This window comes from Methylosinus sp. PW1 (genome assembly GCF_000745215.1).
Classification (GTDB): Bacteria; Pseudomonadota; Alphaproteobacteria; order Rhizobiales; family Beijerinckiaceae; genus Methylosinus.
This window is the reverse complement of sequence record NZ_JQNK01000002.1, coordinates 582,206-600,655: the sequence shown is the minus strand read 5'-3', so window position 1 is coordinate 600,655 and position 18,450 is coordinate 582,206. Positions and strand designations below refer to the sequence as shown.

The 18,450-nt window shown below is 66.4% G+C and carries 17 protein-coding genes and 2 pseudogenes; 17 read left to right on the top strand and 2 right to left on the bottom strand.

Features of this window, described 5'->3' with window-relative positions; translation table 11 throughout:
* Positions 1-46 precede the first annotated feature (46 nt).
* Complete coding sequence (gene erpA / locus K369_RS03305; RefSeq protein WP_036287358.1) at positions 47-391, bottom strand: iron-sulfur cluster insertion protein ErpA; 345 nt, start codon at positions 389-391, stop codon at positions 47-49.
* A gap of 128 nt (positions 392-519) precedes the next feature.
* On the opposite strand from erpA, the pseudogene K369_RS03300 reads away from it, so the two are divergent.
* The 15 genes and pseudogenes from K369_RS03300 to K369_RS03230 all read left to right on the top strand — a co-directional run bounded on the left by K369_RS03300 (position 520) and on the right by K369_RS03230 (position 15,440).
* Positions 520-1,708: pseudogene (locus K369_RS03300) on the top strand (deoxyguanosinetriphosphate triphosphohydrolase).
* A 72-nt stretch (positions 1,709-1,780) separates the two neighbouring features.
* Complete coding sequence (locus K369_RS03295) at positions 1,781-2,002, top strand: hypothetical protein (protein ID WP_018265144.1); 222 nt, start codon at positions 1,781-1,783, stop codon at positions 2,000-2,002.
* 154 nt (positions 2,003-2,156) lie between these two features.
* Positions 2,157-3,936 (top strand): annotated as a pseudogene (gene argS / locus K369_RS03290) (arginine--tRNA ligase).
* 91 nt (positions 3,937-4,027) lie between these two features.
* Positions 4,028-5,434 carry an SPOR domain-containing protein gene (locus K369_RS03285; RefSeq protein ID WP_036287354.1) on the top strand — a complete coding sequence of 469 codons (1,407 nt, stop codon included), beginning with the start codon at positions 4,028-4,030 and terminating at the stop codon, positions 5,432-5,434.
* A gap of 16 nt (positions 5,435-5,450) precedes the next feature.
* Positions 5,451-6,458: a beta-N-acetylhexosaminidase gene (nagZ, locus tag K369_RS03280; RefSeq protein WP_051948857.1), complete on the top strand. Its 1,008-nt coding sequence runs from the start codon at positions 5,451-5,453 to the stop codon at positions 6,456-6,458.
* A 59-nt stretch (positions 6,459-6,517) separates the two neighbouring features.
* The gene (locus tag K369_RS03275) at positions 6,518-7,351 is read left to right on the top strand and encodes a ScpA family protein (RefSeq protein WP_036287349.1); all 834 of its coding nucleotides are present in this window, start codon (positions 6,518-6,520) and stop codon (positions 7,349-7,351) included.
* Positions 7,352-7,389: 38 nt separating this feature from the next.
* Entirely contained in the window at positions 7,390-8,130 is a 741-nt protein-coding gene (scpB, locus tag K369_RS03270; protein ID WP_036287344.1) for an SMC-Scp complex subunit ScpB, read from the top strand.
* Positions 8,131-8,300: 170 nt separating this feature from the next.
* Positions 8,301-8,549 carry a twin-arginine translocase TatA/TatE family subunit gene (locus tag K369_RS03265; RefSeq protein ID WP_024879880.1) on the top strand — a complete coding sequence of 83 codons (249 nt, stop codon included), beginning with the start codon at positions 8,301-8,303 and terminating at the stop codon, positions 8,547-8,549.
* 45 nt (positions 8,550-8,594) lie between these two features.
* Complete coding sequence (locus K369_RS03260) at positions 8,595-9,095, top strand: protein translocase TatA (RefSeq protein WP_036287340.1); 501 nt, start codon at positions 8,595-8,597, stop codon at positions 9,093-9,095.
* Positions 9,092-9,874 carry a twin-arginine translocase subunit TatC gene (gene tatC / locus K369_RS03255; RefSeq protein ID WP_036287337.1) on the top strand — a complete coding sequence of 261 codons (783 nt, stop codon included), beginning with the start codon at positions 9,092-9,094 and terminating at the stop codon, positions 9,872-9,874. The genes K369_RS03260 and tatC overlap by 4 nt, the downstream gene beginning before the upstream one ends.
* A gap of 200 nt (positions 9,875-10,074) precedes the next feature.
* On the top strand, positions 10,075-11,622 hold the full coding sequence (serS, locus tag K369_RS03250) for a serine--tRNA ligase (RefSeq protein ID WP_036287335.1): 1,548 nt from the start codon (positions 10,075-10,077) through the stop codon (positions 11,620-11,622).
* A 217-nt stretch (positions 11,623-11,839) separates the two neighbouring features.
* The gene (surE, locus tag K369_RS03245; protein WP_018265455.1) at positions 11,840-12,604 is read left to right on the top strand and encodes a 5'/3'-nucleotidase SurE; all 765 of its coding nucleotides are present in this window, start codon (positions 11,840-11,842) and stop codon (positions 12,602-12,604) included.
* A gap of 7 nt (positions 12,605-12,611) precedes the next feature.
* Positions 12,612-13,298: a protein-L-isoaspartate O-methyltransferase gene (locus tag K369_RS03240; protein ID WP_036287331.1), complete on the top strand. Its 687-nt coding sequence runs from the start codon at positions 12,612-12,614 to the stop codon at positions 13,296-13,298.
* Between the two features lie 171 nt (positions 13,299-13,469).
* Positions 13,470-15,005 carry a peptidoglycan DD-metalloendopeptidase family protein gene (locus tag K369_RS03235; protein WP_084570404.1) on the top strand — a complete coding sequence of 512 codons (1,536 nt, stop codon included), beginning with the start codon at positions 13,470-13,472 and terminating at the stop codon, positions 15,003-15,005.
* Between the two features lie 141 nt (positions 15,006-15,146).
* Entirely contained in the window at positions 15,147-15,440 is a 294-nt protein-coding gene (locus tag K369_RS03230) for a hypothetical protein (RefSeq protein ID WP_036287325.1), read from the top strand.
* Between the two features lie 8 nt (positions 15,441-15,448).
* On the opposite strand, the gene K369_RS03225 is transcribed toward K369_RS03230, so the two are convergent.
* Positions 15,449-16,552: a peptidoglycan-binding domain-containing protein gene (locus K369_RS03225; protein WP_036287323.1), complete on the bottom strand. Its 1,104-nt coding sequence runs from the start codon at positions 16,550-16,552 to the stop codon at positions 15,449-15,451.
* A gap of 200 nt (positions 16,553-16,752) precedes the next feature.
* On the opposite strand from K369_RS03225, the gene K369_RS03220 reads away from it, so the two are divergent.
* Positions 16,753-17,316 (top strand): CDP-alcohol phosphatidyltransferase family protein, encoded by a 564-nt coding sequence (locus tag K369_RS03220; RefSeq protein WP_036287320.1) that lies wholly within the window; start codon positions 16,753-16,755, stop codon positions 17,314-17,316.
* Entirely contained in the window at positions 17,303-18,448 is a 1,146-nt protein-coding gene (locus K369_RS03215; protein WP_051948850.1) for an AI-2E family transporter, read from the top strand. Before K369_RS03220 ends, K369_RS03215 begins: the two co-directional genes overlap by 14 nt.
* Positions 18,449-18,450: the final 2 nt, after the last annotated feature.

Sequence of the window (18,450 nt, the reverse complement as noted above, 5' to 3'; positions counted from 1 at the left end):
ACTGCAAGCGAGGACTCCGACAGGAGGAGGCGGAGGAGGGGCGGCGTCAGACCGAGAAGCTGGAGCCGCAGCCGCAGGAAGCGGTTGCGTTGGGATTCTCGACGCGGAACGACTGGCCCATCAGATCCTCGACATAATCGACGCGCGCGCCGGCGATATAGGCGGCGGAGATCGAATCGACGACGAGCCGCGCCCCGTCGCGCTCGACGACGATATCGTCGGCCTTGGGCTCGGTCTCGACCGTATAGGCGTATTGCAGGCCAGAGCAGCCGCCGCCGTCGACCGAAAGCCGCAGCGCCTTGGCTTCGGCCTCGCCGGCGAGAATGGCGTGAATGCGCTCGGCCGCGCGCTCGCTCATCTCGATCTTCGCAATCGTCGCCGTATCGGTCATTTGGGCGCGCCTTCCTCTTTTTTGGCTTTTGTCTCGCCGGCCTCGTCGCTTGCGCTCCCCGGGGCGGGCGGGATATGCGAAGCGAAAATATGGCCGCCCGCGTGACCTTGCAATGACAGGAGAGACGATTGGCGATCGAAGATCCCGGCGTCCGTGGCCGCGCCCCTCACGCCAGCGACCCTTCGGCGTCGCGCGGGCGCCTCTTTCCCGAATCGGCCTCGCCGACGCGCAGCGAGTTCCAGCGCGACCGCGACCGTATCATCCATTCGACGGCCTTTCGCCGCCTCGCGCATAAGACGCAGGTCTTCGTGCCGCTGGGCGGCGACCATTTCCGCACGCGGCTGACCCATACGATAGAGGTGGGGCAGATCGCCCGCGCGCTCGCCCGCGCTCTGGCGCTGGACGAGGACCTCGCCGAGGCGGTGGCGCTCGCCCATGACCTCGGCCATACGCCCTTCGGCCATGCCGGGGAGCATGCGCTGCAGCGATGCATGGAGGCCTATGGCGGCTTCGACCATAACGCCCAGGCTCTGCGCGTCGTCACTTTGCTCGAGCGCCGCTACGCCCGCTATGACGGGCTGGACCTCACCTTCGAGACGCTGGAAGGCCTCGTCAAGCACAATGGACCTTTGCGCGGCCCGCGCTCGCATCGCGCGCTCGCTCCTTATGTGGCGGAGTTCGACGCGCTGTTTCCGCTCGAGCTGGACACATTCGCCGGGCGGAGGCGCAGGCGGCCGCGCTCGCCGACGATATCGCCTATGACGCCATGACATAGACGATGGGTTGCGCGCCGGCCTGTTCTCGCTCGAGGATATCGAGGCCGTCCCCTTCATCGGCGTGATGCTGGACGAGATTCGCGCCGTCTATGGCGCGCTGGAGCGTTCGCGCGTCATTCACGAGCTCGGCCGGCGGGTCATCACCCGCTTCGTCGAGGACGCCATCATCCAATCGGAGAAGCGCCTGCGCCTCGTCGGAGCGAAAAGCGTGGAGGATGTCCGTCGCGCCGGCGTGGCGACGATCGCCTTCTCGCCGCCCATGGCCGAGGCGGACCGCTCGATCAAGGCCTTTCTCTTCCCCAAAATGTATCGGCACGAGAAAGTCGTGGGCGTCTGGGATCGCGCCGAGCAGGTGATCTCGCGGCTTTTCCCGGTCTATTTCGACGATCCGGCGCAAATGCCGCCGGAATGGGCCGAGCTCGCCCGCGCCGAGGAGGGCGCCTCCCGCGCCCGCCATGTGGCCGATTACATCGCCGGAATGACCGACCGCTATGCGCTCGAATATCGCAAGCTGTTCGGGGAAAAGATGTCGCTGGGCTGAGGGCGGACCACAGCGCGCCTTGACGGAGCCCCTTGCGCGCCCGACCTGCTGGTTCTGACCCGGGAGGCTCCCATGCTCGTCATCGAATTCGTCGGCGTCGCTCCAGAGGGAATGACCGCGCAGGTCATCGATCGGATGAACACCGACATCAGCGACGTGCGCAAGGCCGTCACTCACGCCAAATCACTGTTCTCGAATGTGATCGTCCAGCGCAAGCATAAGCCGCTACCGCATGGCTTCCGCATATTGGACGGCGACGGGCGGGAGGTCGCGAGCTGGAGCATAGACGAGTGAAAGGGCGAGCCTGAAGGCTCGCGGTCCAAGGGCAGCGGTCGGACCGCGAGCCTTCAGGCTTGCAACCCGATCGGCCGCGGCTGTCGGGAAGGATGCGTTCCGCTCCCCATTCTGCTAAACCCCCGGCCGCAATCGCCCCCGGCCCGGACATTCGATGAACATCTTCTCCGACTTCCACGTCGCCATCGCCGCCATTCTCGATTCGATCAAGGCCTCCGGCCGCCTGCCGGAGACGCTGGATTATTCGCGTTTCGTCGTGGAGCCGCCCAAGGACGCCGCCCATGGCGATCTCGCCACCAACGCCGCCATGGTCTTCGCCAAGGAGGCCAGGCCAATTTCGCCAATCCGCGCGCAGCTCGCGGTGGAGATCGCCGCTGCGCTCGCCGATCTGCCCAATGTGGCCGAGGCCGAGGTCGCCGGACCGGGCTTCATCAACATCCGCCTGAAGCCGAGCCTCTACGCCGATGTTCTGCGCGCCGTGCTGACCGATTGCGAAGCCTACGGAAGGCCGCAGGGCAGGGGAGCGCTCGCGGGCAAGATCAATGTCGAATATGTCTCGGCCAATCCGACCGGGCCGATGCATGTCGGCCATGGCCGCGGCGCCGTGTTTCGGCGATGCGCTGGCCAATCTTCTGGCCTTCGCCGGCGCGGAGGTCACGCGCGAATATTACATCAATGACGCCGGCGCTCAGGTCGACGTTCTCGCCCGCTCGGCCTTTCTGCGCTATCGCGAGGCGCTCGGCGAGACGATCGCCATTCCAGAGGGGCTCTATCCGGGCGACTATCTCAAAAGCGCCGGCGAAGCGCTGGCGAAGCAATATGGCCGCGCGCTTTTGGACAAGAGCGAGAGCGAATGGCTGGAGCCGGTCAAGGGCGCGGCCATCGACGCCATGATGGCGATGATCCGCGACGATCTCGCCGCGCTCGACATTCGCCATGAGGTCTTCTTCTCCGAGCGCTCGCTGCATGAGAAGATCAATGGTCTGTCGGAGATCGACAAGGAGATAAACGAGCTGCGCGCGCGCGGCCTCGTCTATGACGGCCGCCTGCCGCCGCCCAAGGGCCAATTGCCGGATGATTGGGAGGATCGCGAGCAGACCTTGTTCCGCTCCACCGATTTCGGCGACGACGTCGATCGTCCGCTGAAGAAATCCGACGGCTCCAACACCTATTTCGCGGCCGATATCGCCTATCACAAATCCAAGATCGACCGCGGTTTCACCACGCTCGTCGATGTGTGGGGCGCGGATCATGGCGGCTATGTGAAGCGCATGACCGCGGCGGTCGCCGCGCTTTCGGACAATAAGGTCACGCTCGATGTGAAGCTCTGCCAGCTCGTCAAGCTGATGCGCAATGGCGAGCCGGTAAAAATGTCGAAGCGCTCCGGCGATTTCGTCACTCTGCGCGAGGTGGTGGACGAAGTGGGCGTCGACGCTGTGCGTTTCATGATGCTCTATCGCAAGAATGATGCGCCGCTCGAATTCGATCTCGCCAAGGTCATAGAGCAGTCGAAAGACAATGCGGTCTTCTATGTGCAATACGCCCATGCGCGCGCCAAATCCGCCGTGCGTCAGGCGCTCGGCGCTTTTCCCGATCTCGATCTGACGCCCAACGCGCTCGCCGCCGCGCCGCTCGATCTGCTGCAGGACGAAGGCGAGATCGCGCTCGCCAAAGCCATTGCGCAATATCCGAGGTTGATCGAATCGGCCGCCGCGGCGCATGAGCCGCACAGAATCGCCTTCTATCTCTACGATCTCGCCAGCGTCTTTCATTCGCATTGGAACAAAGGCAAAGATCGGCCACAATTACGCTTTGTTAATGCAGATGATAGAAATTCGACCTATGCGCGGATGGCGTTGGTCGTTTCTTTGACTTGCGTCCTGGCGTCGGGTTCGAGACTCCTAGGCGTGAGCGCCCCCGACGAGATGCGGTGATCGCGGCCGGCGCTTTGCAAGAGCGCGGCGCGCGCTCGCATCCGGGAATGGCGACGTCGCGTCCGTCGGGTAGTGAGCAGGAAGGTGCATCATGCGCGAGGCGACGGCCCGAGGGCCTTCCATCGACATCAGCGAGTTCGAGCGGCGCCTGCGTGGCGGCGAGCCGCAGGAGAATCAGCCGGGCAGGGGCGAGGCGAAGACCGATCCGCTCGCCGAGCTGGCGCGTCTGCTGCATGGCGATGAAGCGGCCGCCGCGGCCGACCCTTACGGGCGAGTCTTCGCCGACCAGCAGCGCCGGGAGCCGTCCGTGAGCCAGAGAGACAGAGACGTTTTCGATACGGCCGAGCTGCGCGGCGCCTTGCCGCCGGTTTCGCCGTCGCAGAGGTCGCCTTCGCCCATGTCGCCGCCGCCGCTTTCTCCGGCGGCGCAGCAGCAGTCGCAGTCCGACGACTATTACGCCGTGCGCTCGCCCGACGAGGGTCAGTGGGCGCATCAGGATCAGCAGGATTATCTCGATTATGGCGTCGAGGACGAGCCCTATGACGAGCCGCGCGAGCGCAGGGGCTTTTTCGGCGCTTTGCGCGATCGGCTGCGTCCCTGGCATGCGGTGGTCGCGCTCGCCGGCGTCGGCGCGGTGAGCATCGGCCTGGCCTTGGGCCATCGCGGCGGCGTCGTGGCCCCGCAGGAGCTGGCCACCATCAAGGCGCCGGAAGGACCGGCCAAGGTGCAGCCCTCCACCGTGGCCGAAGCCGCTGCGCCCCAACGCGGCGCGGCCGTGCTCGACCGCAATCAGACCGCTCCGGTCAAGAAGGTCGTCTCCAGGCAGGAGCAGCCGGTCGATCCGGCGGCGGCAATGCGCGTCGTCAAGCTCGGCGACGGACCGGTCGATGCGCCGCACGAGGCCGCCCCGGCCGGCGGCCCCAATAATCCCTATGGCGCGGAGCCGCGGCGGGTGAAGACCGTCTCGGTCCGGCCCGACGGCACCGTCATCGATCATGACGCGCCGACGCCGGCGATCGCTCGTCCCGTCAATGTCGCGCCCCCGGCGCGGCCGCCGTCCCTCGCCGCCCGGCCGAGCGCCGTCGACGCCGCGGCCGAGCCGCCGACCGCGACGCCCAAGGGTCCGGCCAAGCCCGCCACGACCCCCAAGGTCGCGCAGCCGCCGCGTCCCAAGCCCGCCGCCCCGGCGGCCGCCGCTCCCGAGCAGACCGCCGCCCTCGAATCGGCGCAGCCGGAGGCCGCGACCGGCGGCGATGGCGGCTTTGCCGTGCAATTCGGCGCCGCCGGCTCCGAGGACGAGGCGCGCCGGCTGATGCAGACGGTGAACTCCAAATACAGCGCCCAGCTCGGCGGCAAGCGGCTCGGCTTCCGCCTCGCCAAGGTCGGCGAGAAGAGTGTCTATCGCGTCCGCGCCGCCGGCATGAGCCGCGAGGCCGCGGTCGGCGTCTGCGAGAAGGTCAAGGCCTCCGGCGGCTCCTGCTTCGTCGCCGCCAATTGATGGAGACAGCGGCTCCGTGACGCGCGCTTTCATCTGCGGCTGCGCCGGCCTCGCGCTCTCGCCGGAGGAGAAATCCTTCCTGCGCGAGGCGCGGCCCTGGGGCGCGATCCTGTTCAAGCGCAATGTCGCCTCGCGCGAGCAGCTTTCCGCTCTCACGGCGGAAATTCGCGATGCGCTGGGGACGGACGCCCCCATTCTCGTCGATCAGGAGGGCGGGCGCGTCCAGCGTCTCGGTCCGCCGGTCTGGCGCGCCTATCCCTCCGCCGCCGCCTTCGAGCGGCTGGGGCTTCCGGCCGAAGAGACCGCCGCTCTCGTCCGGCTCGGCGCGCGGCTGATCGCCCATGATCTGCGCGAGGTCGGCATCGACGTCGATTGCCTGCCGGTGCTCGACACGCCGGTGGACGGCTCGCACAATATTATCGGCGACCGCGCCTATAGCCGCGTTCCCACGGAGATCGCGCGGCTCGGCCGGGCGGCGGCGGAGGGGCTGCTCGACGGCGGCGTTCTGCCGGTCATCAAGCATATCCCCGGCCATGGGCGCGCGCGGGCGGACAGCCATCTCGAGCTGCCCGTCGTCGAGGCCTCCCGCGCCGAGCTGGAGGCGCAGGATTTCATTCCCTTCCGCGCCGACGCCGATCTGCCGCTGGGCATGACCGCCCATGTCGTCTATCGGGCCATCGATCCCGAGGCCCCGGGCACGCTCTCCAAGGCCGTGATTGAAGGGATCATTCGCGGCCTCATCGGCTTCGACGGCCTGCTGATGACCGACGATCTCTCGATGAAGGCGCTCTCCGGCGGCTTCCGCGCGCGCGCCGAGGGGGCGATCGCCGCCGGCTGCGATGTGGTCCTGCATTGCAACGGCGATCTCGCCGAGGCCCGCGCCGTGGCGGAAGGGGCGGGCGATCTCGCCGGCCGGGCGCTGGAGCGGGCGCGCGCCGCCAAGGCGAAAATCGCCGCGCCGAAGGAATTCGATCCTGTGGACGGCGCCCGTCAGCTCGACGCGGCTCTTGCGGCCGGCGTCTGATCGGCCCAATCTCTCGCCTTCCCGATGGGCGGAGGCGTGAGACGACGCCGTGAGGCGATATGGCGCAGGATTTGGCTTTCGACATCGCCGGAGAACATGAGCGCGCGGAGGCGGAGCCCGCCTTCCTCGTCGATGTCGACGGCTTCGAAGGCCCGCTGGACCTGCTGCTAGAGCTCGCCCGCCGCCAGAAGGTCGATCTCGCCCGCATTTCCATTTTGGCGCTGGCCGAGCAATATCTCGCTTTCGTCGAGGAGGCGCGGCGCGTCCGGCTCGAGCTCGCCGCCGATTATCTGGTGATGGCCGCCTGGCTCGCCTATCTGAAATCACGCCTGCTGCTGCCGGAGCAGCCCAAGACGGGGGAGGAGCCTTCGGCCGCAGAGCTGGCCGCGGCGCTCGCCGATCGTCTGCGCCGGCTGGAGGCGATCCGCGCGGCGTCCGACAAGCTTCAGGAGCGCGCGCGGCTCGGCCGCGACATGTTCCTGCGCGGCGGGCCGGAGGGCATAGAGACCAAGACGAACTCGACCTTCACGGCCAGCCTCTATGATCTTCTGTCGGCCTACGCCCGCCAGCGGCAGAAGCAGGCGATCTCCAAGGTCACGCTGCGCCAGCGCAATGTCTGGTCGTTGGCCGAGGCGCGCGAGACGCTGGAGCGGCTCGCTGGAATCGCGGCCCAATGGACCGCGCTCGACGATTACCTGCTGGATTATTGTGTGGATATTCAAACCGCGCGCACCGTCCGCGCCTCGTCTTTTTCCGCTTCGCTGGAAATGGTGCGGGAAGGGCGGTTCGACATTCGCCAGGACCGCGCCTTCGCGCCGATCTGGCTGCGTCGGCGCGATACGGAACTAGACCGCGAGCCTTCGGGCTCTTTGAGCGAAGCCTCGGAGCCGTGAGCCACAGGGCTCATGATCCAAAGGCGAGGGAGAGAAATTTGGCGCGAGCCTTGCGACCCGTCGAGCTGTTCCAGGACGACGCCGCCCCCGATGAAGAGGCGGCGGCGCTGCGCGAGGCCTCGCGCATCGCCGAGGCGCTGCTTTTTGCGGCCAGCGAGCCACTCGAGGAGACGGAGATCGCCCGCCGCCTGCCGGACGGAATGGACGTCGAGGCCGTGCTGACCAGGCTGAAGCAGGATTACGCCGACCGCGGCGTCACGCTGACGCGCGCCGGCCGCAAATGGTTCTTCCGCACCGCCGCCGATCTCGGCTGGGTGCTGGCGCGCGAGCAGGTGGAGCAGAAGAAGCTCTCCCGCGCCGCGCTGGAGACGCTCGCCATCGTCGCCTATCACCAGCCGGTGACGCGCGCCGAGATCGAGGACATAAGAGGCGTCGCCGTCGCCAAAGGCACGCTGGACGTGCTGCTGGAGACCGGCTGGATTCGCCTGCGCGGCCGCCGCCGCGCGCCGGGGCGTCCGCTCACCTATGGCACGACCGATGCGTTCCTCATGCAGTTCGGCCTGGAGCAGATCGGCGATCTGCCCGGCCTCGACGAGCTGAAAGGCGCCGGCCTCTTCGACGGCCGTCTGCCCAAGGGCTTCGACGTGCCGCAGCCGACCGACGACGCCACGCTCAAGGAGGACGAGGATCCGTTGGAGGGCGACGCCGAGGCGGCGCTCGAGATGGATTTTCTGCAGGAGCCCGACGCGCCGGAGGAGCCCGAGCCGATAGAGGAATAGGGCGCTTTTGCCCAGTCTCGCCCGGGCCAAGTCGAAATCCTACCTAAAGCGTCGGAGAATTCGACGCAGGGCGTCTCATCCAACTTGTTTTTGCGCGTCCGGCGTCCTAGGTTCCGAGAAGTTTCGGCCGGCCTCGCCGGTCCACGAAAGACGAGTGGGAGGTTCACGCCATGGGCGGTCTGTCGATCTGGCATTGGATTATCGTCGGCGGCGTGGCCTTCATATTGTTCGGCGGCCGCTTCAAGATTTCCGACGTCATGGGCGACGTCGCCAAAGGCATCAAGGCCTTCAAGAAGGGCCTCGCCGAAGACGACACCGAGGCGAAGGCCGAGGAGCCGGCGAAATCGCTGGAGCATCAGCCGCTCGCGAGCCAGACGACGCTCCACGCCGATAAGACGGCCGAAGCGAAAAAGGCCTGACGCCACCCTTGTTTCGCCTGCCGTGCGCAGGCTCTCGAGAAGACCATGTTCGATCTCGATCCCGGAAAGCTGATCGTCATCGGCATCGTCGCGCTCGTCGCGATTCCGACCAAGGACCTGCCGCGCGTGTTGCGTCAGATCGGCCAGATCACCGGGCGCATGCGGCGCATGGCGTCCGAGTTCCAAGGCCAGTTCATGGATGCGATGCGCGAGGCCGATCTCGCCGAGGTTCAGAAAAATTTGAAGAACGAGGTCGATTCGGCCTTCACTGGCGTCGGCGATGTCGCCTTCGATCCGCTCAAGCAGGCCCGCGAGCAGATCGTCGGCGCGATCGAAGGCCCGCCCGCTCCGCCGCAAGATGGTGAGGCCAAGGCGGCCGAGAGCAGCGTTGTCGCTGAGAGCGTCACGGCCGAGAGTCATGCGGCCGCGCCGGCGCCGGCCGTCGAAGCGCAGGCCGATGTCCACGCCTCCAGCGAGCCGGCCGCGAGCGAGCCCGCGGCGACGACGAGCGGGGCCGAGACGACGCCCGAAAGCCAGCCGATATGACCGACGCCGATATCGACGCCACCAAGGCGCCGCTCCTCGAGCATCTGATGGAGCTGCGCGAGCGGCTCATCCGCGCGCTGATGGCGTTTCTGGGCGCCTTCATCCTGGCCTTCTTCTTCGCCAAGGACATTTATAATTTGCTGGTGGTCCCCTATACGATCGCCGTGGGTCCAGATGCGACGCTCATCTATACCGCGCCGCAGGAATATTTCTTCACGCAGATCAAGGTGGCGATGTTCGCCGCCGCTTTCGTCTCCTGTCCGATCGTGTTCGGGCAAGTCTATGCTTTCGTCGCGCCCGGCCTCTACAAGCACGAGCGGGCCGCCTTTCGGCCCTATCTCTTCGCCACGCCTATTTTCTTCGCGCTCGGCGCATTGGTCGTCTATTTTCTCGTCATGCCCAATCTGCTGCATTTCTTCATCTCGATGCAGCAGGCCAACGAGCCCGGCAAGGCGAAGATCGAGCTGCTGCCGCGCGTCTCCGAATATCTCTCGTTGATCATGACGCTGGTGCTCGCCTTCGGCGTCGTCTTCCAGCTGCCGGTGGTGCTGACGCTGCTCGGTCAGATCGGCATCGTCTCCTCGCAATTCCTGGCCGAGAAGCGCCGCTATGCGATCGTCCTCGTCTTCATCGTGGCGGCGGTGCTGACGCCGCCGGATGTGTTCAGCCAGCTGGCGCTCGCCATACCGGGGCTGCTGCTCTACGAGGCGTCGATCATTTCCGTGCGCTGGATCGAGAAGAAGCGCGCCGCGGCCGAGGAACAGCAAGCGGCGGGTTGACCCTTCGTTCCGCTCGAGGGACAAGGACCCTCATCCGACCCTCGCTGACGCGAGGGCCACCTTCTCCCACGAGTGGGAGAAGGATTCGCGCCCCTCGTTTTCGCGCAACGTCGGCCACTCCCTTCTCCCGCATGCGGGAGAAGGTGGCCCGGCGTAGCCGGGTCGGATGAGGGCACGCACCAGTCGTCGGATCGATTCTCATGCATGACATCAAATTCATTCGCGATAATGCGGAAGCTTTCGACAATGGCCGCCGCCGCCGCAATCTCCCGCCTCTGTCGGAAAGCCTCTTCGCGCTCGACGACGCGCGCCGCGCGGCGATCGCGGCCTTGCAGGCGGCGCAGGAGCGTCGCAACGCGGCCTCCAAGGAAATCGGCCTCGCCATGCGCGAGAAGGACGCCGCTCGCGCCGAGGCGCTGAAGGCGGAAGTCGCGAAGCTCAAAGAAGACTTCCCACAGCTCGAGCAGGCCGAGCGCGAGGCGAGCGCTGCGCTCGACAAGGCGCTGTCGGAAATTCCCAACACGCCGCTCGACCAGGTGCCGGAAGGCAAGGACGAGCACGACAATGTCGAGGTTCTGCTCTGGGGCGAGCCGCGGCAGTTCAACTATCCGCCGAAAGAGCATTTCGACATTGGCGAAGGCCTGAAGCTCATGGATTTCGAGAGCGCCGCCAAGCTCTCGGGCGCGCGCTTCGTCGTGAACAAGGGCGGGATCGCGCGGCTCGAGCGCGCGCTCGCGCAATTCATGCTCGATCTGCATACGGGCGAGCACGGCTATACCGAGGTCGCGCCGCCGCTGCTGGTGCGTGACGACGCAATGTTCGGCACGGCGCAGCTGCCGAAGTTTGAAGAGGATCAGTTTTACGGTCTGTCAATAAAAATCGAGCCTCCTTCCGCTTCAACTGTAAGTGGACTGGCTGATGTAGAGTCGGATTACAAATTATCCGTTAGCGGTGGTGTAGCGAGCCTCGACGACATAATAATCGGCCTGGAGACGTCTGATATCCCTATAGATGTCAAATGGGAAAGTTCGCTTAAGGTTTTAAGAAACACCGCGGAGCTCCTTCGGGCATCGACGACCTCTGCGACGGAGCTGCTACGTTTCATCATAGAGAGCGAAGCTGGCATCAAAGCCAGTCGCCGCTGGCTCATCCCCACCGCCGAAGTCCCGCTCACAAACCTCGTGCGCGAATCCATCCTCGACGAATCGCAGCTCCCTCTGCGCTTCACCGCCGGCACCTATTGCTTCCGCGCCGAGGCGGGCGCGGCGGGGCGCGACACGCGCGGCATGATCCGCCAGCATCAGTTCTACAAGGTCGAGCTCGTCTCCATAACGACGCCCGAGCAATCGCTCGAGGAGCATGAGCGCATGACCGGCTGCGCCGAGAAAGTGCTGCAATTGCTCGAGCTGCCCTATCGCAAGGTGACGCTCTGCACCGGCGACATGGGCTTCGCCTCGCAGAAAACCTATGACCTCGAGGTGTGGCTGCCGGGGCAGGGGAAATATCGAGAGATTTCCTCCTGCTCGGTCTGCGGCGATTTCCAGGCCCGGCGCATGAACGCCCGTTTCCGCCCCGCCGAGGGCAAGGCGACGCGCTTCGTGCATACGCTCAACGGCTCCGGCGTCGCCGTCGGCCGCGCTCTGGTCGCGGTGCTGGAGAATTATCAGGAGGCGGACGGCTCCGTCACAGTGCCGACGGTCCTGCGCCCCTATATGGGTGGGCTGGAGCGAATCGCCGCGGCGCGGTAGCTGGGGCGTGACCCTTCTCCCGCGTGCGGGAGAAGGTGGCCCTCGCGTTAGCGAGGGTCGGATGAGGGTCCTTCCGCTTTGCGCATCGCTTCGTGTCCTTCGACTCACTGAAGGCATGGACCCTCATCCGACCCCGCTTCGCGGGGCCACCTTCTCCCACGAGTGGGAGAAGGACTTGCGCCCGCCGATTGCTATAGTCCTTCGAGAATGAGTGACGATGCGCATCCTCATCACCAATGACGACGGAATCCATGGCGCCGGCCTCGCGCTGGCCGAGCGCGTCGCGCGCAGCCTCACCGACGATGTCTTCGTCGTCGCGCCGGAGAGCGAGCAATCCGGCGTCGCGCATTCGCTCTCCATCAATGATCCGCTGCGTCTGCGCGAAATCTCCTCGCGGCATTTCGCCGTCAAAGGCACGCCGACCGATTGCGTCATCATGGGCGTGCGCAAGCTGCTCGCCGACAGACCGCCGGATCTCATTCTCTCCGGCGTCAATTCGGGCCAGAATCTCGCCGAGGACGTCAGCTATTCCGGCACCATCGCCGGCGCCATAGAGGGCACGCTGCTCGGCATTCCCTCCATCGCGCTGTCGCAGGTCTATGATTTCTTCGCCGGGCGCCGGCACATCCACTGGGATTGCGCGGAGACGCATGCGGCCGACGTCATTCGCAAGCTGGTCGCGGCCGGCATTCCGCCGGGCGTGCTGATGAATGTCAATTTCCCCAATTGCACGCCGCAAGAGGTGAAAGGCGTCGCCGTCACCATGCAGGGCCAGCGCTCCAATGATCTGATGCATATCGAGGATCGCAAGGACGGTCGCGGCATTCCCTATTATTGGATATGCTTCCGGCGTGGCAATTTCACGCCGGGGCCGGGCACCGACCTCGAGGCGGTGGAGGCGAACAAGATTTCGGTGACGCCCCTGCGCCTCGATTTCACCGACCATCCGACCTTGACGCGGCTCTCCGCCGCTTTCGAATAGGAGCCAAATGGAGGAGCGTGCGGACGAGGGACAGTCGATCGAGGCACGCGCGGCGCTTCTCCTGCAATTGCGGCGCGCCGGCGTGCGCGACCTCTCCATCATGCGCGCCTTCGAGACGACGCCGCGCGAGCTGTTCGCGCCGCATCGCTTCCGCGATCTCGCCGCCCGCGACATGTCGCTGCCGATCGGCTGCGGACAGACAATGCCGGCCGCCGCCGCTCTCGCGCGCAGGCTCGAGGCGCTGCGAATCGAGCCGAATCATCGTGTGCTGGAAGTGGGGACGGGCTCCGGCTTCGGCGCGGCGGTGCTGTCGCGGCTCGCGTGCGAGGTGGTGACGATCGAGCGTTACGAGACCTTGGCGATAGAGGCGCGGCAACGCCTCGCCGAGCTCGGCTGCGCCAATGTCGAGGCGCTGTTCGGCGACGGGCTCGCCGCCGATGAGACGCGCGGATATTTCGACCGCATCATTCTCCATATGTCTTTTCACGAGCAGCCGCCGCATGCGGTGATGGCCGCGCTCGCGCCGGGCGGGGCGGCGATCTTCGGACGCTATGCGCCGCCGGCTTCCGAGGATGCGCGGCCGTCGGAGCGGCTCGCGCTCTCGCATCGCGACGGCGAGGCGCTGTGGACGACGAGCGATCTTTGGTCCTGCCGGCTCGGCTCGGCGCTCGACGGGCGCGCGAAAGCTCTGTGAAGGCTCGAAATTTACCTAAAATCCGCGTCGCGTCGCTGAACCCGCATTCATCTTAAACGCTCCCTTAACCGGGCTGTGGCTAAATGACCACAGTGAGGATAGCGTTCGAGTGTAGGTCGCGTCATGGCAATTGAGCGTCGTGTTTTTCTGTCGCGAGTCGCAAAGCGGCTCATGTTCGCCGCCGGCGCCGCCGGCCTGCTCGCCGGTTGTTCCGACGCTTCCCGTTTCTCCGATCCTTTCACCAATCCTTTCCAGGATTCCGCGCCGACGAGCCGCGTCGATCGCGCGCCGACGGGCACGATCTCGCAGCCCGTGCGCCGCAGCGTCGTCGAGCGCCAGCCGCTCGCTCCGCCGCCGGCCGTGAGCCAGCCCGCGCCCGTCGCCGCCGCTCCTGCGCCGGTTCGGGCCGCTGCGCCGGCGCCTGCGCCCGCCCGCGTGGCCGGGGCGTATAATCATTGGAGCGCCGAGGGCGGCACGCCCGTGGTCGTCGCCGACGGCGAATCGGCCGGCGTGATCGCGACGCGCTATGGCGTGCCGCTCGACGCGCTGCTGCGCGTCAATGGCTATGGCAAGCCGGCCGAGGTGCATTCCGGCTCGCGGCTGGTGATCCCGATCTATCGCGCTTCCGCCGCTCCGGCGGCGCCCGTGGCCGCAGCGCCGGCTCCTGCGCCCGTCCATGTCGCCGCACAGCCGAAGCCCTTGCCGCAGCCTGCGGCCAAGACGGCGGATGTGCGTGATCGCAAGACGGAGAAGAAGGCCGCCGCTCCCGTCGAGCCGAAGAGGAAGACCTCCAGCGTCGAGCCCGAGCAGGAGCCCGCGCGCCCCATCGTGGCCGAGCGTCCGCATGCCGCGCCTGTCCGCCAGGCGCAGATCGAGGCGAAGCCGGCCAAGGCGGCTCCGGTCAAGCAGGTCGAGGCGCAGCCCGTGCGGCTCGCGCCCAAGCAGATGGTCGCTCAGGCGCCCGTGCTGAAGCCGACGCCCGCGCAAAAGCCGCAGGCCGAGGCGCATCCGGCCCGCGCGCAGCTCGCGCAGCGGAAGGAGCCCGAGCCCGCGAAGACGAAGGCTGAGCCGCAGCGCAAGCTGGCTCAGGCCGAGCCCGCTCGCAAGCCGGAGCCCGAGGTCCGCGCCGAGAAGATCGCCAAGAAGAAGCCCGAGCCGGCTCAGCCGAAGGAGATCGCCCGCGCGCCGCAGGCCGAGAAGCCGCAGCGTTTCGCCGAAGCCGCGCCGGCCCCGCAGCCGCAGGCTCAGCGAAGCATCGACAAGACGCCGACCGCCTCGATCCCGCCGCAGGCGCAGCCGGCCGAGGAGAAGTCCGCCCCCGCGGCTTCCGCCGACGCTCGGCCGGAGTTCCGCTGGCCGGCGCGCGGCCGCATTATCCAGGGCTTCAACACGGGCGGCAATGACGGCATCAACATCTCCGTGCCGGAAGGCACGCAGGTGAAGGCGGCCGAGGGCGGCGTCGTCGCCTATGCCGGCAGCGAGCTCAAGGGCTATGGCAATCTGGTGCTGATCCGCCATCCCAATGGCTTCGTCTCCGCCTACGCCCATAATGGCGAGCTCGATGTGAAGCGCGGCGATCAGGTGAAGCGCGGCCAGACGATCGCCAAATCCGGCCAGTCGGGCAATGTCGGCTCGCCGCAGCTGCATTTCGAGCTGCGCAAAGGCTCGACCCCGGTCGATCCGACGGGCTATCTCGCCGGGCTGTGAGCCGAAGGAATCTCAGGCGTTCGCGAGACACTTGCGCCGGAGTGGGGCGACGGGCGGCACGACGCGCCCGTCGCCCGTTTTCTTTTCCGGCGGGAGCCTCTATAGGGACGTCCGGGTTGGGCGATAGGGGAAAATTCGGCAGTGAAACGTCTCATCTCTCTCGCGGCGGCCATTCTTTTCGTCACGCCGGCGCTCGCTATCGATCCCACCGGAATTCCAGTCTGCGACGCATTCTTGAAGCGGTATGAGGAATGCTCGGTCGAGCTGCCGCGCGCCAATATCCACGCCGCGCAGAAGGAGCTGCTCGAGGGCGCGATGAGCCTGCGCGCCAACGCCTCCAATCCCGAGCTGCGCCCGACATTGGAGAAGTTCTGCGCCGACACATTCGAGGCGATGAAGACCTCGAGCGACATCAAGGCCTGCATGTCGAAGTGAGCCGCCATTCAATGGATCGGTATGGTGATCGCATTGCGCAGGGCGGATTCGGCGGCGAAATAGCCGTAGCATTCCGCCGTGTGCAGAGCGGTCCAATTGTTGACGGTGAGGAAATTCGCCTTGGTGTCGTAAGTGTGGTCGCCGATGCGATCCGGGCTCCTCACCCCGGGGCCGACGAAATGCGCCAGCTCGTGAATGATCGTCTCGAGCATGAAATTATCGGTCTTCGTCAATAGCTGTCCGACCGGAAAGAAGATCGTGTCCTCGCGCAGATTCTTGGCGCCTTTGTAATTGTCGTCTCCGGAGAGGCGCGGCTTGCCGTCCGGGCGGCGCGCCTGCCAGCCGCCGTAGAATGTGTAGGCGACATAATCGAGCGCTGCGATCGTGCCGTCGGCGGGGTCGGGCTGGAAATAGCCGACGCCCCAGCCGAACATCGGCGCCTGCAGCAGCGAATGGGTGATGACGGTGGTCATCGAATCATAGAGCCGCTTGGCGCGCTGCAATTGCGCCAGCTTCGTCGTCGTCGGCTCTTTCTGCGTGTGGAAATATTTGTCGAACAGAGCGAGCTGCCCTCTGCCGATGTCGTGCAGGGAGGGGAAGGGATCGTTGCGCCCCGCCGGCGCGCGGCGCAAATAGTCCGAAGCCATGTCGATATTGAGCTGCGCCATGGAGATCCAATGGCGCGCGCGCGGCAGCAGCGAGCCGATGCGCTCGACGAATTGGGCGTTCTGCTGCGCCGTGGCCTTGGGCGGCGCCGCCTTGGGGCCGGCCTTGGCGGGCGCGGCCTGTCCGCCGCTCTGGCCGTTCAGCGCGTGAATGGTCGGCCCGTCGGGATCGACTCGTCCGTCCGACCAGCCGAGCTGGCGGTTCTGATATTTCTCTATCGCGGCGATGGTGATCGGCCCGACGATACCGTCGACGTCGAGCTTCAAGATCGGCCCGCCATCTGCCGGGCAGACGCCATTGAGCGCCGATTGAATCGTTCGCACGTCTTCAGGCCGATTGCGGCCGCCGCGGCCGACAGAGCCGCCGATCGAAAAGCCGGGCGCCGGCGGCGGATCGCAGCTGGAGCAGCCGCCATTCGATAATTTCATGAGAATTTGCTGGGCCATGGGTCAATTCCCTGCAGGAGCGCTGGATCGAAATCGCGAGCGGCGCCGTGGCGTCACTGACCTCGACATTAGCCGGGCTGGTCTTCGCGTCCTGTGCGCGCGCTCACAGTCGCGACGGCGGCGCCATTCGCGCGACGCGCCTGCGGACATCTGCGGATGCGCCCTAGCGCCGAGCCCTCGGCGCGCCAAATAGTAAGGTCATGCGTTCTCTCTGCCTGCGCTGGCTGCCGAATTTCATCACCATCGGGCGTCTCGTGCTGACGCCGGCCGCGATCGACATGATCGTCGGCGATCATTGGCGCGCCGCCTTCGCGATCTTCGTTCTCGCGGGAGCGTCGGACGCGCTGGATGGCTGGCTGGCCAAGACCTTCGATCTGCGCACCGAGCTCGGCGCCGTCCTCGATCCCATCGCCGACAAGGCGCTGATCGTCTCCATCTACGCGACTCTGGCGATCAAGGGCGTGCTGCCGCCATGGCTCGCTCTGCTGGTGATCTCGCGCGATGTGATGATCGTCGGAGCGGTATTCGTCTCCTGGCTGATGGCTCGTTCGATAGACCTCAGCCCCTTGCCGGTCTCCAAGGCCACGACGGCGGCGCAGCTTTTGCTCGCGGCCATTGTGCTCGCGGGCGAGGCCTTCGCTATTCCGCTCCATGGCGTGGACAGCCTTGTCATGGCCGCGGTCGCGGCATTGACCGTCGCTTCCGCCAGCGTCTATCTCTGGCGCTGGGTCAAGCTCATGGGACCAGACGATGTCGGAGCGTGAGATGGAGGAGGCGCGCGTTCTGAACGGGCTCGACCGGCGGCTCGCCTTTTGGACGGCGGCGATTCTTCTCGTCTTCGCGCTGTTCTATTTTCTGAGCCCGGTTCTCGCGCCGTTTCTGGCGGGGCTCGCGCTCGGCTATCTGCTCGATCCGGTCGCCGATCGGCTGCAGACGCTCGGCCTCTCACGCCTCGGCGCCTCTTTTGTCATTTTGACCGTGTTCGTCGTGCTGACGGCGACGATCGTGCTGCTGGTCGCGCCGGTGCTCACGCGGCAATTCAGCGAGTTCCTCGAGAGCCTGCCCGGCTATCTCACCACTCTGCAGGGGCTGCTCACGCGCGTCAGCCGCGAGGCCACCGGCGATTTCATGCGCAGCGTCTATGAGAAGCTCGGCCTGCCGGTTTCCGACGCCTCGCTCGACACGCAGAAATATGTGAACGACCTCGCCAGCGAGGCCGCGCGCATGGGCGCCGCCTTCTTGAAATCGCTGGTCTCCGGCGGCGCGGCGCTCGTCAACATGGTCTCGCTGGTGGTGATCACGCCGGTCGTCGCCTTCTACATTCTGCTCGACTGGGACGATATGGTCGCGACGCTCGATCAGCTGACGCCGCCGCGCTATCGCGACGATGTGCGCGCCATCGCCCGCGACATAGACAGAGCGCTGGCCGGCTTTCTGCGCGGCCAGGCGCTCGTCTGCCTGTTCCTGGGCCTGTGGTACAGCATCGGCCTATCGCTCATCGGCCTGAATTTCGGCTTTCTCATCGGCGTCAGCGCAGGCGTGCTCAGCTTCGTGCCCTATGTCGGCTCGATCACGGCTTTCGTCCTGTCGATCATCGTCGCTCTGGTGCAGGGCTGGCCGGATTGGCGCCTGCCGGCCATGGCGGTGGCGGTCGTCTCCACGGGCCTCTTTCTCGACGGCAATGTGCTGTCGCCGCGCCTCGTCGGCGGCTCCATCGGCGTGCATCCCGTGTGGCTGATGTTCGCTCTGCTCGCTGCGGGATCGCTGTTCGGCTTCACCGGCCTGCTGCTGGCGGCGCCGGTCGCGGCGGCGCTCGGCGTCATTCTGCGCTTCGCCGTGCGGCGCTATCGTCAGAGCGCGCTGTTTCTCGGCCCGGCCGCGCCGGGGGAGAGCTGAGC

Bases quoted from the DNA above. Each gene is read 5' to 3' on its own strand.
- erpA (WP_036287358.1), bottom strand. From the start codon at position 391: ATGACCGATACGGCGACGATTGCGAAGATCGAGATGAGCGAGCGCGCG.
- K369_RS03295 (WP_018265144.1), top strand. From the start codon at position 1,781: ATGCTCGTCATCGAATTCGTCGGCGTCGCTCCAGAGGGAATGACCGCG.
- K369_RS03285 (WP_036287354.1), top strand. From the start codon at position 4,028: ATGCGCGAGGCGACGGCCCGAGGGCCTTCCATCGACATCAGCGAGTTC.
- K369_RS03275 (WP_036287349.1), top strand. From the start codon at position 6,518: ATGGCGCAGGATTTGGCTTTCGACATCGCCGGAGAACATGAGCGCGCG.
- K369_RS03265 (WP_024879880.1), top strand. From the start codon at position 8,301: ATGGGCGGTCTGTCGATCTGGCATTGGATTATCGTCGGCGGCGTGGCC.
- K369_RS03260 (WP_036287340.1), top strand. From the start codon at position 8,595: ATGTTCGATCTCGATCCCGGAAAGCTGATCGTCATCGGCATCGTCGCG.
- tatC (WP_036287337.1), top strand. From the start codon at position 9,092: ATGACCGACGCCGATATCGACGCCACCAAGGCGCCGCTCCTCGAGCAT.
- serS (WP_036287335.1), top strand. From the start codon at position 10,075: ATGCATGACATCAAATTCATTCGCGATAATGCGGAAGCTTTCGACAAT.
- surE (WP_018265455.1), top strand. From the start codon at position 11,840: ATGCGCATCCTCATCACCAATGACGACGGAATCCATGGCGCCGGCCTC.
- K369_RS03240 (WP_036287331.1), top strand. From the start codon at position 12,612: ATGGAGGAGCGTGCGGACGAGGGACAGTCGATCGAGGCACGCGCGGCG.
- K369_RS03235 (WP_084570404.1), top strand. From the start codon at position 13,470: ATGTTCGCCGCCGGCGCCGCCGGCCTGCTCGCCGGTTGTTCCGACGCT.
- K369_RS03225 (WP_036287323.1), bottom strand. From the start codon at position 16,552: ATGGCCCAGCAAATTCTCATGAAATTATCGAATGGCGGCTGCTCCAGC.
- K369_RS03220 (WP_036287320.1), top strand. From the start codon at position 16,753: ATGCGTTCTCTCTGCCTGCGCTGGCTGCCGAATTTCATCACCATCGGG.
- K369_RS03215 (WP_051948850.1), top strand. From the start codon at position 17,303: ATGTCGGAGCGTGAGATGGAGGAGGCGCGCGTTCTGAACGGGCTCGAC.